This window comes from Pseudomonas sp. FBCC-B545, from assembly GCF_059134095.1.
On sequence record NZ_CP101441.1, the window covers coordinates 4,740,189 to 4,754,054 of the forward strand.

At 60.4% G+C, this 13,866-nt stretch carries 13 protein-coding genes; 7 read left to right on the forward strand and 6 right to left on the reverse strand.

Translation table 11 applies throughout. The features are described from left to right. Positions 1–50: 50 nt before the first annotated feature. Both pcaK and pcaR read right to left on the reverse strand, forming a co-directional pair. Complete coding sequence (gene pcaK / locus NMB39_RS21985) at positions 51–1,391, reverse strand: 4-hydroxybenzoate transporter PcaK (protein WP_494340063.1); 1,341 nt, start codon at positions 1,389–1,391, stop codon at positions 51–53. 145 nt (positions 1,392–1,536) lie between these two features. After that, complete coding sequence (pcaR, locus tag NMB39_RS21990; RefSeq protein WP_306957307.1) at positions 1,537–2,379, reverse strand: pca regulon transcriptional regulator PcaR; 843 nt, start codon at positions 2,377–2,379, stop codon at positions 1,537–1,539. 563 nt (positions 2,380–2,942) lie between these two features. Here pcaR and NMB39_RS21995 point away from each other — a divergent pair. Together NMB39_RS21995 and NMB39_RS22000 are read left to right on the forward strand one after the other, a co-directional pair. After that, positions 2,943–3,143: a hypothetical protein gene (locus NMB39_RS21995; protein WP_003189295.1), complete on the forward strand. Its 201-nt coding sequence runs from the start codon at positions 2,943–2,945 to the stop codon at positions 3,141–3,143. 332 nt (positions 3,144–3,475) lie between these two features. Further along, positions 3,476–4,951 (forward strand): inorganic phosphate transporter, encoded by a 1,476-nt coding sequence (locus tag NMB39_RS22000; RefSeq protein ID WP_046071347.1) that lies wholly within the window; start codon positions 3,476–3,478, stop codon positions 4,949–4,951. 188 nt (positions 4,952–5,139) lie between these two features. On the opposite strand, the gene ccoM is transcribed toward NMB39_RS22000, so the two are convergent. Together ccoM and NMB39_RS22010 are read right to left on the reverse strand one after the other, a co-directional pair. Further along, complete coding sequence (ccoM, locus tag NMB39_RS22005; protein WP_017530457.1) at positions 5,140–5,256, reverse strand: cytochrome c oxidase subunit CcoM; 117 nt, start codon at positions 5,254–5,256, stop codon at positions 5,140–5,142. Between the two features lie 143 nt (positions 5,257–5,399). Beyond that, the gene (locus tag NMB39_RS22010) at positions 5,400–5,561 is read right to left on the reverse strand and encodes a hypothetical protein (RefSeq protein ID WP_164484814.1); all 162 of its coding nucleotides are present in this window, start codon (positions 5,559–5,561) and stop codon (positions 5,400–5,402) included. Between the two features lie 133 nt (positions 5,562–5,694). On the opposite strand from NMB39_RS22010, the gene NMB39_RS22015 reads away from it, so the two are divergent. From NMB39_RS22015 to NMB39_RS22025, 3 genes are all read left to right on the forward strand, one after another. Next, positions 5,695–6,567, forward strand: coding sequence for a LysR substrate-binding domain-containing protein (locus tag NMB39_RS22015; protein ID WP_046071346.1), 873 nt, complete (start codon positions 5,695–5,697; stop codon positions 6,565–6,567). A 90-nt stretch (positions 6,568–6,657) separates the two neighbouring features. Continuing rightward, a complete protein-coding gene (locus NMB39_RS22020) occupies positions 6,658–7,140 on the forward strand; it encodes a RidA family protein (protein ID WP_494340062.1) in 483 nt (160 codons plus the stop codon). Further along, a complete protein-coding gene (locus NMB39_RS22025) occupies positions 7,137–8,318 on the forward strand; it encodes an aminotransferase class V-fold PLP-dependent enzyme (protein ID WP_494340061.1) in 1,182 nt (393 codons plus the stop codon). The genes NMB39_RS22020 and NMB39_RS22025 overlap by 4 nt, the downstream gene beginning before the upstream one ends. Here the strand turns inward: NMB39_RS22025 and NMB39_RS22030 are convergent. Further along, positions 8,315–8,656 (reverse strand): hypothetical protein, encoded by a 342-nt coding sequence (locus NMB39_RS22030; protein WP_057012007.1) that lies wholly within the window; start codon positions 8,654–8,656, stop codon positions 8,315–8,317. The genes NMB39_RS22025 and NMB39_RS22030 overlap by 4 nt on opposite strands. A gap of 219 nt (positions 8,657–8,875) precedes the next feature. Between NMB39_RS22030 and rapA the strand changes: the two genes are divergently transcribed. After that, positions 8,876–11,722 (forward strand): RNA polymerase-associated protein RapA, encoded by a 2,847-nt coding sequence (gene rapA, locus NMB39_RS22035; protein ID WP_057012008.1) that lies wholly within the window; start codon positions 8,876–8,878, stop codon positions 11,720–11,722. Positions 11,723–11,881: 159 nt separating this feature from the next. Here rapA and NMB39_RS22040 read toward each other — a convergent pair whose 3' ends face one another. Further along, a complete protein-coding gene (locus tag NMB39_RS22040) occupies positions 11,882–13,228 on the reverse strand; it encodes a spinster family MFS transporter (RefSeq protein ID WP_057021956.1) in 1,347 nt (448 codons plus the stop codon). Between the two features lie 250 nt (positions 13,229–13,478). Between NMB39_RS22040 and NMB39_RS22045 the strand changes: the two genes are divergently transcribed. Beyond that, complete coding sequence (locus NMB39_RS22045; RefSeq protein WP_056847410.1) at positions 13,479–13,847, forward strand: YkgJ family cysteine cluster protein; 369 nt, start codon at positions 13,479–13,481, stop codon at positions 13,845–13,847. Positions 13,848–13,866: the final 19 nt, after the last annotated feature.

Consider the following 13,866-nt stretch of genomic DNA (forward strand, 5'->3'; position numbering starts at 1 on the left):
ACCTTCAAATGTGGGAGGGGCAAGCCCCCCACATTTGATCCCCGCCAGGCTTAGGTGGCGTCGGCATGGCTGACCATGCCCTTGATCACCACCGCAGCCGTGGCCAACGCCGCCGGGATCACCAGTGCCGTCAGCACCTGCTCGAAATTCCAACCCAGGCCCAGCAAGGTGGCGCCCATCCATGCACCCAGAATTGCGCCGAAGCGGCCAATGCCAAGCATCCACGACACACCGGTGGCACGCCCCTGGGTTGGGTAGAACCGTGCGGCCAGGGACGGCATCGCCGATTGCGCACCGTTGACACACATTCCGGCGATCAGCACGAGGGTCGCCAGTAGCGTGATATTGCCCAGGCTCTGCCCGACCGCGTAGGCAAACACTCCGGCCAACAGATAGAAGGTACCGATCACTTTGTGAGGGTTGAACCGGTCCATCGCCCAGCCCACGCCCACTGCACTCAACACCCCGCCAAACTGGAACAACGCGCCGATAAACGCGGCCTGTTCCATGCTGGCGCCGCTGTCGCGCATCAACGTGGGCAGCCAACTGGTCAGCAGGTACACAATCACCAGGCCCATGAAGTAAGTGAGCCACAACAGCAAGGTGCCGGCGCTGTAGGTGCCCGAGAAGATCACCGCGAACACATTGCGGGCCTTGACGGTTTTTTGCTCCGGCACGCTGAAAGCGCTGGCTTGGGCCACGATACCGGGCTCGATGGGTGCAAGGGTTTTGCGCACCTTGTCGGTGCCGCGATTGCGTACCACCAGGTAACGCGCCGATTCCGGCAACCACACCAACAGCACCAGCGCCAGGATCAATGGCAGGATGCCGCCAATCAGCAACAGGCTGTGCCAGCCGAACGCAGGAATCAGTTTGGCCGAAATAAACCCACCGCCAGCCATGCCCAGGTTGAAGCCGCAGAACATGCTGGTCACCAGCAACGACTTATTACGCTCGGGGGTATATTCGGAGAGCAAGGTAGTGGCATTCGGCATGCCGGCGCCCAGACCCAGCCCGGTGAGAAAGCGCAGCACCAGCAACTGATCGACATTACTGCTGTAGGCCGACGCCAAGCTGAACGCTCCAAACACCACCACCGCGCCCACCAACACGACTTTACGGCCAAAGCGGTCGGCCAGCGGGCCGGAACCCAGTGCGCCGAACACCATGCCGATCAACGCGGCGCTCATCACCGGGCCGAGGCTGGCGCGATCGATGCCCCAGTCCTGGGACAGTGCCGGTGCGATAAAGCCCATGGCCGCCGTATCGAGGCCGTCAAGAAAGACAATCAGGAAACATAGAATGACCACGCGCCACTGATAGCGTGACAGTGGCTGGGTATTGATGAAGGACTGCACGTCCAGAGTGGTACCGACAGAAGGCTGATTCATTATTTTTATTCCACACCGATGGCGGGCTGACGACCTCAGGTCATCATTAATATTGGGCAGCTCCTCAGAGCGCTGCCGCACATTAATAAGCCAGGGGAAACACCGTCAATCGAGCCAACCGGGATCTGTGCGGTCACCGAACAGCTTAGGCAAACAACTGCGCACTCAACTCGCGGCTGGCGCTGAGCATGCTCGGCAAAAAGCGCTGTTCCAACTCACTGCGGCTGACCCGCCCGGCATGGGTGCTGACATTGAGCGCGGCCAGTACCTGGCCAGATGCGTCATACACAGGTACCGCAATAGAACGCAGGCCTTGCTCCAGTTCCTGATCGACCACGCACCAGCCTTGCTGACGCACCTGCTGCAGGCATTCGAACAGGGCCTCAGGCGTGGTCAAGGTACGGCTGGTCTTGGTTTGCAGGTCGGCATGCTGGAGATAGTCCTGCAACGAAGCATCGTCGAGGGCAGCCAACAGGATGCGGCCCATGGACGTGCAATACGCCGGCAAGCGCCCACCCACCGACAAATCAACCGAAATCAGCCGCTGGGTAGTGGCCGAGCGGGCGATATAGAGGATGTCGTCGCCTTCGAGAGTGGCCATGTTGCAGGCTTCATGCAGCTGCTCGCTCATGCGGTCCAGATAGGGTTGGGCCGACACGGCCAACGGTGTGGACGACAGATAGGCATGACCGAGGGTCAGGACCTTGGGCAGTAACGAGTAAGTGCGCCCATCCGTGGTGGCGTAGCCAAGCTTGATCAAGGTATGCAGGCAGCGACGCACGGCGGCCCGAGGGATTTCGGTGCGATGGCTGATCTGGGCGATGGTCAGGTGCCGCTTGCGCTCCTGGAACGCCTGCACCACGGCCAGGCCACGGGCCAGGGAGGTCATGAAATCTGGATCACCCGTGAAAGCCTGGATGCGCTTGGCCGGTGATGCCACGATCGGCGGCGCCACTGATGCAAAGGAGTTGCGCAATTGATCGTTCATTTCAGGGGTCCTTTCTCTTGTTTTCACCACGGGAGGGTTGGCCGCCATTACAAGCCTTGCCGGTCGAGATGCACAAGACAGCGCCGGCAACATTGGGCGATTATCGGACGATCATGCGATTATCGCAATTTGGTCAGCACTGGCGCGAACCCTGTGGCCAACGTTTCAGATTTGCCTGATAAAGCTGAAAAATGTGGGCGTTTACCCTGCCATTTAGAATGAACGTAGAAATCAGCATGACGGGGTTCACACATACTGGCACCCGCATGTAATAAAACCCTCACACAGCGTTGACGCTTTTTAACTTCGTAGTGATAGTGTTATTCAAATACGCCGCTATAATGCAACCTGTGCAGAGGTCAGCCCGGTATCACTATCGGAATTGGAGCTCGCCAGGCGCTGCGGCATGTATGCAGCGACGGTCACAATACCCGCTTAAAAGAACTGCCCTCAGGTCTGCATTCCAAGTTGAACAGTTCGACTGTTCAACCTGAAACCATCCGAGGACGACTTTCAGGCATGACACTGTGCGATCAATAAACTTAACTCAATTAGGTAACACTGTGACGAAAGATGAACTGCGCGCGGAACTTGAGCGCCAGGAGCAACGTTACAAGGACGTCTACGGCGGGGAAGTCACCACCTACGCCGCGCAACCTGAGCCAGAACGCAAGCCATGGCGCAAGCGAGCCAGCCTGCTCGACCAAGCCTTTGCCCAGGAAATCCAAAAGATAGAACAGGAACTCAAGACTGAAGAGCCATAAGCACTTGCGTTCGAGCTTCCAGGGTCTGCTGTCTCTGCCGGTCCACCACTGGCAGAGGGCTCCATGGGGCAATGTCCGTCGGTCAGTAACCTACAGCCGCCAACGAAATTTCATACAAATGTTTCAGGCATGACATTTTCATGACCAACGCCGGTCTTTTCCGGCCTGAGCTTTATAAATCAAAGACTTGCCAAAGCCCCGAAAACCCTGGGATGCGTCCATCCTGGCGCGGTTTTTTCAATGAAGATTGTTACCGATGAGCAGCTAATGCATCGATTACCGATGTTTTCTGGCATAATCGCGCCCCCTTACGACCGGGTCAGAAAACCTTCATGATCGATTTATTCAGCGGACTGGATGCTTGGGTTCTAGTGAGCCTGTTGCTCGCCCTGGCCTTTGTCCTCGCCTTCGAGTTCATCAATGGCTTTCATGACACCGCTAACGCGGTGGCCACAGTCATCTATACCAAAGCCATGCCGCCACACCTGGCCGTGTTCTTCTCCGGGGTGTTCAATTTCCTCGGCGTATTGCTCGGGGGTGTCGGAGTCGCCTACGCCATCGTGCATTTGCTGCCGGTGGAGTTGCTGATCAATGTGAATACCGGCCACGGCTTGGCGATGGTCTTCTCTTTATTGGCTGCGGCGATCACCTGGAACCTGGGCACTTGGTACTTCGGTATCCCCGCCTCCAGCTCTCATACCCTGATCGGCTCGATCCTCGGTGTCGGCCTGGCCAATGCCCTGATCAACGACATCCCCCTGGCTGACGGCGTGAACTGGCAAAAAGCCGTGGATATCGGCGCGTCCCTGGTGTTCTCGCCGATGGCCGGCTTCCTGGTCGCAGCCCTGGTGCTGATCGGCCTGAAGTGGTGGCGCCCGCTGTCGAAGATGCACAAGACTCCGGACCAGCGCCGCAAGCTCGACGACAAGAAACACCCGCCGTTCTGGAACCGCCTGGTCCTGGTGATTTCGGCCATGGCTGTCAGCTTCGTACACGGCTCCAACGACGGCCAGAAAGGTATCGGCCTGATCATGCTGGTGCTGATCGGTATCGTGCCGGCGCAGTTCGTCCTTGACCTGGGCAGCACTACCTACCAGATCGAGCGTACCCGCGACGCGACCCTGCACCTGAACCAGTTCTACCAGCGTAACCACGAAACCCTGGGCGAGTTCCTGGCCCTGGGCAAAAGCGTGAAGGATGACCTGCCGGGCAAGTTCCGCTGCAACCCGCAGCAGACCGAACCGACGATCAACGCGCTGCTGGGCACCTTGAAAGGCGTTTCGGACTACCACTCGCTGACTGCCGACCACCGCATTGAAGTACGTCGCTACCTGCTCTGCCTGGACGACACCGCGAAGAAAGTCGGCAAGCTGCCAGGCCTGGATTCCCGTGAGAAGTCCGACCTCGACAAGCTGCGCAAAGACCTGACCGCCACTACCGAGTACGCCCCATTCTGGGTGATCCTCGCGGTCGCACTGGCCCTGGGCCTGGGCACCATGGTGGGTTGGAAGCGCGTGGTACTGACCATCGGCGAGAAGATCGGCAAGCAGGGCATGACCTATGCCCAGGGCATGTCGGCCCAGATCACCACCGCCACCATGATCGGCTTCGCCAATATCTTCGCCCTGCCGGTGTCCACCACCCACGTGCTGTCTTCAGGCGTCGCGGGCACCATGGTCGCCAACAAGAGCGGCCTGCAAGGCGGCACCGTCAAGACCATCCTGATGGCCTGGATATTGACCCTGCCGGCGACCGTTGGCCTCTCGGCCGGGTTGTTCTGGCTGGCGTCCAAGGCATTGGGCAACTGATAGCCAGCCGGCCATAAAAAAGGTGCGATCCGCGAGGGTCGCACCTTTTTTTATGATCGTTCCCACGCTCCGCGAGGGAATGCCGCCACGGACGCTCCGCGCCCCACTGGCGATCCAAAAACAGAGCAAAAAAAAGGGCGACCGAAGTCGCCCAAAATGCCTTGCGTGCCCATGTAATCCGGAAAAACCTAAGGTTTTTTACGCTTGTTCGCGTCTTTCCAGATAAAAAATCCAAACCCTACAAAAAACAGCACCATGAGGCTTACAGTCAGCACTCCGGCAAAAACCACATTATCGATAAACATGACCGGCCTCCTGCACTTGCCCTGTTGCGATAGGGCTAAGTTAATGGAGAAGGCGCAGTGGGAAATTGATCAGGATCAATGTCGCCCGCAACGGGGCGTAAAGAAGGGTAATAACTGACCTGCATCAATGGATGCAGGCTGTTTCAACGCTTTTTCGGTTTGTTTTTCGACTTCTTCTTGGTTTTTCCCAAGGGCATGGCTTGTTCAAAGGCTTGGCGCACTTCATTCAAGCGTTTGTCATTGAGGTCGTGTACACGCTTGGCGCGTTCGGCATTCAGGTCAATCAGCTTATCGTCATCACTCATGGCTTGGCTTACGTCGTGGCGGGAATACCCCAATAATGCGGCCTGCCCCGCCCCACGGCAAATCAGCGGGCGACAAAATGCAGGGCATCGACCAAAATCGGCACCTTCCACTCGACCCAGGAGACGCATCCAGGTGGCCTTGCACAACGACCTTCCACCGCTGCTGGCCCTGCGCGCCTTCGAAGCCGTGGCGCGGCACTTGAGCTTTATCAAGGCGGCGGACGAGTTGTCGGTGACCCAAAGCGCGCTGAGCCATCAGGTGCACAAGCTCGAACAGCATTTGGGCAAGCCGCTGTTTATCCGGCGTACCCGTGCGATTGATCTGACATTGGACGGGCAACACTACTACGATCAAATCCGCCCGGCCCTGGAAGCCATCGGCGCGGCAACTCGCAGCCAACGGGTGGCCCCCAGCGCCGGCGTACTGCGCATCGGCGTGCTGGCGTCGTTCGCCACACTATGGCTGGCGCCGCGCCTGGCCGACTTTCTGCAGCGCTACCCGCACATCCAGGTAGAGTTGCTGCCCGCGATCCAACTGGCCAACGTCGCCACGGCCGAGGTTGACCTCGCCATCCGTTACGGCAAGGGCGACTGGCCCGACGTGCAAGCCACACGCCTGATGCCCGAAATCCTGTCCCCGGTGTGCAGCCCGGGTTTCAAGGCCAGGCAGATGCCCCATGGCGCCTTGTTGATGGCAACTTCGCACCGCCCTTTCGAATGGACGGACTGGTCTGCCCATTACCGGGTCGACCTCAGTCCCTACCCCCGCGTCATGCTGCATGACTACAACATTGTGGTCGAAGCCACCGTGGCCGGCCAGGGTATCGCCATGGGCCGCCATCGCCTGATCGAGCGCAGACTCCAGGAAGGCAGCCTGGTCCAGGCGTTTGACTGGCCGCCCTATCACAGTGAAATCGGCTATTGGCTGATCGCACCCCAAGGCCCGCTCAGCCAAGCGGCCGAGTGTTTCAGCCAGTGGCTCAAGCAAACCTGCGCAAACGCGTGAGTTTTTTCGATACGTCGATTGAGATCTATCCGTTTGTCGGCCATCGCGTCAATCGACATGCTCAAACCTCCTGAACCTGGAGGCTTCACCATGACCGATTCCATCCGCCAACGCGTACACGCCCTCGGCCTGATACTGCCAACGCCCAGCCAGCCGGCGGCCAACTACATCAGCCATGTCATCAGCCATGTCATCAGCCAACACCAACTGTTTATCTCCGGACAAATTCCCCTGGTCGATGGTAAACCGGCCTACATCGGGCGCCTGGGCGATTCCCTCAGCGATGAACAAGGCACCCACGCGGCGGAACTGGCGGCGCTGGGCCTGCTGGGGCAATTGAGCGATGCGCTGGGGGACGACCTGTCGCGTGTAACGCGTACCCTGCGCCTGGGCGTATTCATCGCCAGCACTGCCGAATTCCAGCACCAGAGCGTGGTCGCCAATGGCGCCTCGAACCTGCTGGTCAATGCCCTGGGCGATAAGGGCCGACATGTGCGCACCGCCATAGGCGTCTGCAGTTTGCCTGCCGGCGTCGCCGTCGAGGTGGATGCCATTTTCGAGCTGCAACCGTGAGCGCGCTGGACATCCAGCAATTGCGCGACACCACGCCCGGCTGTCAGTCGGGCATCGTGCATTTCAACCACGCAGGAGCGTCCTTGCCCAGCCAGGCGACACTGGACGCCATCATCGAGCAGTTGCATTGTGAGGCCCGCGACGGCCCGATGGAGGCTGGCGAACGGGGCGCCGTGCTGGTGGAAAAAGCCCGCCGCGCCGCCGGACAGTTGCTCAATGCGCCGGCGTCGTCGATTGCCTTCACCAGCAGTGGCTCCACGGCCTGGAGCATGGCGTTCCAGGCGTTGGGGCCTTGGCAGCCGGGCGACCGCATCCTGGTGGGCCGCCATGAATGGGGCGGCAACCTGGCGAGCATGGCGCTGGCCGTGCAAGCGGGTGCACAGGTGGAGGTGATCCCCTGTGACGCCGCCGGCGCGGTCTGCCCGGTGGCACTTGAGGCAATGCTCGACGCCCATGTGAAGCTGATCGACCTTACCTGGCTACCGGCCAACAGTGGCCTGATCAACCCAGCCCAGGCCATCGGCGCGGTAGCCCGACGGCATGCCATCCCCTACTTTATCGACGCCGGCCAAGCCGTCGGCCAGGTGCCAGTGGATGTGCAAGCGTTGCAGTGCGACGTGCTCAAGTCCGCTGGTCGCAAACACCTGCGCGGGCCTCGCGGTACCGCATTGCTCTATATACGGCCTGATTTTCTCCAGCACCTGAACCCCGTCCAGCGCGACGTGTTTTCAGCGCCCTGGACTGCCGAGGGCTTCGACTTGCGCAACGACGCCCGGCGTTTCGAAACCAGCGAAGTGTCCTTCGCCTTGCTGGCAGGCTTGGGCAATGCGTTGCAAGAGATCAATCGATGGGGGATCGAGCGGGTGTGGGAGAGGGTCTCGCAGACCAGCACACGTATCCGCGAAGCACTGCGTCAGCTACCGCAGATTACCCTGCACGACTTGGGCACCACGCATTCAGGTTTGATCGCTTTCAACCTGGCTGGCTGGGATAGCTTTGAACTCAAGCGACGCCTGGGATTGAAGCGCATCAACATCGGCGCCAATGGCATCGCTTATACGCCGCTGGATATGCAAGCACGCGGACTGGCAAGCATTGCACGGATATCCGTCAGCCCGCTCAACACCGATGACGACATCGAGCGGCTGATGACGGCCCTGGGTGAACTGAGCGACTAAACCTCGATATCCACCCACAAGCCCTGGCGCGGCGCGTCTTCGATCAGCGGCGCCACGGGAACGGTGTTGTCAGCGTTGAGCAGGTCGCCGGGAATGGGCAAGTGCTGCTGCGCCTCATCGTCGGCTTCGCGCCGGCGTTTCTGCTGTTCCTGCTGGCGGCGTTGCTCTTCGCGCAGCAAAAAGGTCGATTGCTCGGCATCGCCCTTCTTCAGGTCGATGGTGCTCTCATTGGAGCCCGGTTGAACGGGTACCACCGGCGGAATATCCGGCTTCTGGCGTGCCGGATCGAGTTGCGACGTGACCGGCACAACACTGACGGGCAGCATGGGTGGAAGCATGATAGTTATTCTCCTGATCAACAGGCTGTCGGCGGGTGGCAAGGCGACTTGAGCACCGGCGTGCCAAGCTGTGACCCAGTCGACACTCGCAAGTGCCCGCCACCCGTCGATTCAACTCCCGGCGCATCTCACAAACAGCGTAGTTTTTGTCAGAGTCCTTGGGCGCAGGGGCTTGTTCCGTTAAGATAGTCGGCTTTTTCACGGCGGGAGTCAGGCAGCATGGCGCAGCAGTATCAACCGGGGCAACGCTGGATTAGTGACAGCGAAGCAGAGCTGGGGTTAGGCACCGTTCTGGCACAGGACGGGCGCTTGTTGACCGTGCTCTATCCGGCCACTGGCGACACCCGCCAGTATGCGCTACGGAATGCGCCCCTCACTCGCGTGAGGTTTTCGCCGGGTGACACCATCACCCATTTCGAAGGCTGGAAAATGACCGTACAGGAAGTCGACGACGTCGATGGCCTGCTGGTCTACCACGGCCTCAACGGGCAGAACGAGCAGGTCACCCTGCCGGAAACCCAACTGTCCAACTTCATCCAGTTCCGCCTGGCCAGCGACCGTCTGTTCGCCGGGCAGATCGACCCGCTGGCCTGGTTCTCGCTGCGCTATCACACCCTGGAACACACCAGCCGCCAACTGCAATCGTCATTGTGGGGCCTGGGTGGCGTACGCGCGCAACCCATTGCGCACCAACTGCACATCGCCCGTGAAGTCGCTGACCGTATCGCGCCTCGGGTCTTGCTGGCTGACGAAGTGGGCCTGGGCAAGACCATCGAAGCGGGCCTGGTGATCCATCGCCAACTGCTCTCGGGCCGTGCCAACCGCGTGCTGATCCTGGTCCCGGAAAACCTGCAGCACCAGTGGCTGGTGGAAATGCGCCGCCGCTTCAACCTGCAGGTCGCGCTGTTCGATGAAGAGCGCTTTATCGAAAGCGATGCCACCAACCCGTTCGAAGACACCCAGCTCGCACTCGTTGCGCTGGAGTGGCTGGTGGATGACGAGAAGGCCCAGGACGCGCTGTTCGCGGCCGGCTGGGACTTGCTGGTAGTCGACGAAGCCCACCACCTGGTGTGGCATGAAGACAAGGCCAGTGCCGAATACAGCCTGGTCGAGCAGCTTGCCGAGGTCATTCCCGGTGTCCTGCTGCTGACCGCCACCCCGGAACAACTCGGCCAGGACAGCCACTTTGCGCGGCTGCGCCTGCTCGACCCAAACCGTTTCCACGACCTGCAAGCTTTCCGCGCCGAGAGCGAGAACTATCGCCCGGTGGCCGAGGCCGTGCAGGAATTGCTGGACAAGGGCCGCCTGTCACCAGCCGCGCACAAGACTATCCAGGGTTTCCTGGGTAACGAAGGCGAAGCCCTGCTCACCGCCGTCAACGATGGCGACAGCGAAGCCAGCGCCCGCCTGGTGCGTGAACTGCTCGACCGCCACGGCACCGGCCGCGTGCTGTTCCGCAATACCCGTGCCGCCGTGCAAGGCTTCCCCGAGCGCAAGCTGCACGCCTACCCGCTGCCGAACCCGGATGAATACCTCGAATTGCCTTTGGGCGAGCACGCCGAGCTGTACCCGGAAGTCAGCTTTCAGGCGCAACCGGACATCGAGGAAGAAAACCGCTGGTGGCGCTTCGACCCACGGGTCGAGTGGCTGATCGACCAACTGAAAATGCTCAAGCGCACCAAGGTCCTGGTGATCTGCGCCCACGCCGAAACCGCCATGGACCTGGAAGACGCCCTGCGCGTGCGCTCCGGCATCCCGGCCACGGTATTCCACGAGGGCATGAACATCCTGGAGCGTGACCGCGCCGCCGCCTACTTCGCCGATGAAGAGTTCGGTGCCCAGGTGCTGATCTGTTCAGAAATCGGCAGTGAAGGCCGCAACTTCCAGTTCTCCCATCACCTGGTGCTCTTCGACCTGCCGTCCCACCCTGACCTGTTGGAACAGCGCATCGGCCGTCTGGACCGGATCGGCCAGAAACATGTGATCGAGCTGCACGTACCGTACCTGGAAACCAGCCCGCAACAGCGCCTGTTCCAGTGGTATCACGAAGCACTGAACGCCTTCCTCAACACCTGCCCGACCGGCAACGCCTTGCAGCATCAATTCGGCCCACGCCTGCTGCCATTGCTGGAAGCTGCCGACGACGGCGAGTGGCAAGCGCTGATCGACGAAGCCCGTGCCGAGCGCGAACGCCTGGAGCAGGAGCTGCACACCGGTCGTGACCGCTTGCTGGAACTCAACTCCGGCGGCGCCGGTGAAGGCGATGCGCTGGTCGAAGACATCCTCGAGCAAGACGACCAGTTCGCCCTGCCGATCTATATGGAAACCCTGTTCGACGCCTTCGGCATCGACAGCGAGGACCATTCGGAAAACGCGCTGATCTTGAAGCCCAGCGAAAAAATGCTCGACGCCAGCTTCCCCCTGGGTGACGACGAGGGTGTGACCATCACCTACGACCGCAACCAGGCACTGTCGCGCGAAGACATGCAGTTCATCACCTGGGAACACCCGATGGTGCAAGGCGGCATGGACCTGGTACTGTCCGGCTCCATGGGCAACACCGCCGTAGCATTGATCAAGAACAAGGCGCTCAAGCCGGGCACTGTGTTGCTGGAGCTGCTCTACGTCAGCGAAGTGGTAGCGCCGCGCTCGCTGCAACTGGGTCGCTACCTGCCACCGGCCGCCCTGCGCTGCCTGCTGGATGCCAATGGCAACGACCTGTCGGGTCGCGTGTCGTTTGTGACCTTGAACGACCAACTGGAAAGCGTGCCACGGGCCAGCGCCAACAAGTTCGTACAGGCCCAGCGCGACCAGCTCACACCGCGCATCAACGCCGGTGAAGAGAAGATCGCCCCGCGCCACGCCGAGCGTGTGGCCGAGGCCAAGCGCCGCCTGGCGGCGGACACCGACGAAGAACTGGCGCGCCTGACCGCACTGCAAGCGGTCAACCCCACCGTGCGTGACAGCGAGCTGGTTGCCTTGCGCAATCAACGCGAGCAAGGCTTGGCCATGCTCGATAAGGCGGCGCTGCGATTGGAAGCGATTCGGGTGTTGGTGGCCGGCTGATCATTCGCTGCCAATTAGGAGGCCCGCTTAGTGCGGGCCTTTTTTATTGGTCTTGAGGGCCTCATCGCGGGCAAGCCCCCTCCCACACTGACCGAGTAGAGTTCAGACAACTCGGTCAAATGTGGGAGGGGGCTTGCCCCCGATAGGGTCACCTCGGTCTCATGCCGTTACCGCAGAAGCCGGCACTTGAACCCCACTCAGCCCATCCTTCATGCGCTTGGCATCGCGCACAAAACTACGTGACGCCTGGAACAAAAACAGCATGGTCAAGAACAGCGCCACCGGAATCAGGTACATGGCGTCATGCAACCCCACGGCTTTATAAGCCTCAGTCATCTGCTCCGCTCCCGCCGCGTACATTGCCGAATGGGCAAAGTGATCAGACAGCCCGCCCACCACAATCGGTCCCATCCCGCCGCCGAGCAAATACAAACCGGCAAAGAACAGCGCCATTGCCGTAGCGCGCAGGCGCGGTTCGACCACATCCTGGATCGCCGTATAAACGCAGGTGTAGAAGTTGTAGGCAAACAACCAGCCCACACTGAACAGCGAGACAAACACGCCAATCTCGATACGCCCGGCATGCAGGGCCCAGGCGGTAGTCACCGTGGAGATAATCAAGCTGCACGCGGCAAACAGCAGACGGCCATTGGCGATCCGCTGATGAATCTTGTCGGCAATCCAGCCGCCCAGGGTCAAGCCCACCAGGCCGGTCAAACCGACAATCACACCCGTCGCGACAGCCGCATCCTGCAATGGCATCAGAAAATACCGTTGCAGCATCGGCACCAGGAACGAGTTGCACGCATACGTAGCAAAGTTAAAGCACAGCCCGGCGAGCACCAGCCAGAGAAAGGTCGGCACTGCCAGCACGCGACGGATCGGGCGGTCGACGCGCTCCTGGGAGACTTGCACGGTTTCCGCCGCGCCGCGCTTGGGTTCTTTTATATAGAACATGAACACCGCCAGGATCAGCCCCGGCACCGCCGCGATAAAGAACGGCGCACGCCAGCTGTCGAAAGCCTTGACCATCCAGCCGATGGTAAAGAACGCCAGCAACAGGCCCAACGGCAGACCGAGCATAAAAATGCCCATGGCTCGCGCACGGCGGTGGGCGGGAAACAGGTCGCCAATCAGCGAGTTGGCAGCCGGCGCATAGCTGGCCTCGCCAATACCAATGCCCATGCGCACCAGCAGGAAGCTCCAGAAACTGCCGACCAAGCCGTTGACTGCCGTCAGCCCGCTCCAGGCGAACAGGCCCCAGCCCATCAATTTGCTGCGTGAGCCAGTATCGGCCAGGCGCCCGAGCGGCAGCCCGGCGATGGCGTAGACAATGGTAAAGGCGGTGCCGATGATCCCGAGCTGGAAGTCGCTCAGGTGCCATTCCATGCGAATGGGCTCGATGATGATCGCGGGGATGGTGCGATCAAAGAAATTGAACAGGTTGGCGAGGAACAGCAGGAACAGAATGCGCCAGGCATTCGCCGCTTGGGTCGAGTTCTGCATGGGTCCGTCTCTTTTATTGTTATGAGAGCTGCGATGCCCGACGCATCCTGCCCGGTACCTGCAACATAATCAGGCTGGCAGCGGTTGTCTGTAATGATTCGTAAAGCTGATAGGGCATGATTTCACCCGATAACGCGGGATTTCACCCACAAAAATATAAGTGCTTGCCCCCCTTCCCAATGGCCTTGGCACGGATAGAATGGCGAGCCTTCCGTTGCACCCTCCTCTTACCTTCTTATCGATGACGCCCATGTCCGAAGCCAGTCCGTGTCTGAATTGCGGTGCCTGCTGTTCACACTTTCGTGTGTCTTTCTTTTGGGGCGAGTGCGCCTCATCCGGGGGTACGGTGCCCGATGACCTGGTGGTGCAGATCAACCCCAGCCGAGTGGCGATGATCGGTACCGACCAGAAGCCCGCGCGGTGTTGCAGCCTTGAAGGTGAGGTTGGGCAGGCAACCAGTTGCTCGATCTATGAACAGCGTTCCAGCGTATGCCGCGAGTTCGATTCTTCCTGGAGCCAGGGGGTGCAAAATGTCGACTGCGATGCGGCGCGCGCCGCGTTCGGCCTGGCCCCCCTTGAGGAGCAACACTTCGAACTGGAATTGCCCATCAGTGCTTAGCACCAAACGTTATGTGTCG